The organism is Bradyrhizobium sp. Ken64 (genome assembly GCF_055807555.1).
In genome coordinates this window covers 1-1,414 of the sequence record NZ_JBVVPA010000070.1, presented here as the reverse complement: position 1 = coordinate 1,414, position 1,414 = coordinate 1, and the positions used below count along the sequence as shown (strand labels likewise).

Below are 1,414 nucleotides of genomic sequence, written 5' to 3'. Positions count from 1 at the left end.
CGCAGAGCCGGGACCCATATGTGGACGGCCCCCGTGGCACAAGAGCTTTGTGAGGTTTGACCGGATCGCTTGCATCCATATGTCCGGCCTGTTGATGCGGCGTGTTGAACCGCGGGCCAAGATGGTTTTCGCGACGCGAGTTCCAATCAGAAAGGCGACCTTGTTCGGCCACTGGGTCCCACGGATTTGCTCGCATCTCGGAACGATCGATCGCACCATCTCCTCTGCTCTTGCAGCTCCGGTTCGGCCGGTGGGCGAACCCGCCGGTCTGCCGAATCTCTCAACTACGCGGCGGCGGCCACTTCGGCATCGCTTTTGGCATCGAACCGCGCGCTGTCATAATCCTCTCCCGTCGTCATCAGCTTCCAGGCGATGCGTGCAGTCTTGTTGGCCAGCGCCACGGCTGCCTGCTTCGGCGTCTTGCGCTGGAGCAGGTCGAGCAGCCAGCGCGATCCACGACGGTGCTTCCCGGTCGCTTGCTTGACTACCGCGGTCGCCCCGACCACAAGAAGCTGACGTAATCTCTCGTCGCCGGCTCGGGTTATCTTGCCGAGCCTGGTCTTTCCAGCGGTGGAATGGTCTTTGGGCGTCAGGCCGAGCCAGGCTGCGAACAATCGTCCCGAACGGAAGGCGTGCGGATCAGGCGCCTTCATCACCAGCGCGGCCGCCGTAACTGGCCCGATCCCAGGGACCTGCGCCAAGCGCCGGCTTGTGGCGTTGGCACGGTGCCAAGCCAGCAATTTGGCCTCGATCGCCTTCAGCTCGGTCTGCACCTGGTCGTATTGCCGAGCAAGCATCACAAAAAGCTCGCGGCTCAGCACGGGCACACGTTCGTCTCGCTCGATCGCGGCCAGGAACGCAGCAAGCTTGTCCAGCCCTTGGGCCGCGGTCAGACCGAACTCCGCCGCATGACCCCGGATCGTGTTGGAGAGTTGCGTGCGACGCCCGACCAATTGCTCGCGGACGCCAAGCAGCATCAGTGCGGCCTGCTGCTCCGCCGTCTTTACAGGCACATATCGCATCCGCGGCCGGCTCGACGCCTCGCAAAGCCCCTCCGCATCGCGTCCGTCGTTCTTGTTCCGCGGCACGTAGGGCTTCACCAGTTGCGGCGCAATCAGCTTGACCGTGTGTCCCAGCTTGCCGAGCTCCCGTGCCAAGTGGTGAGCCGCCCCACAAGCCTCGATCACGACCACCGTGGGCGGCAGCTTCGCAAAAAACTCCAGCATTGCTTTGCGGCTAAGCCGCTTGCGCAGCACGACTTGCTCCGACGCATCGACGCCATGGAGCTGGAAAATATACTTCGACGTATCCATCCCAATGCGGATAATCTGGCTCACGGACGGCTCCTGTGAATGAGTTTCTGACAACCTCATTCTGGCACACTGATGCCGTAGGGGGCCGTCCACACCATCAG

At 62.7% G+C, this 1,414-nt stretch carries 1 protein-coding gene; it reads right to left on the bottom strand.

Features of this window, described 5'->3' with window-relative positions; all coding sequences use genetic code 11:
- Positions 1-284: 284 nt before the first annotated feature.
- Positions 285-1,337, bottom strand: coding sequence for an IS110 family RNA-guided transposase (locus AC0L2F_RS35660; protein ID WP_063992740.1), 1,053 nt, complete (start codon positions 1,335-1,337; stop codon positions 285-287).
- Positions 1,338-1,414: the final 77 nt, after the last annotated feature.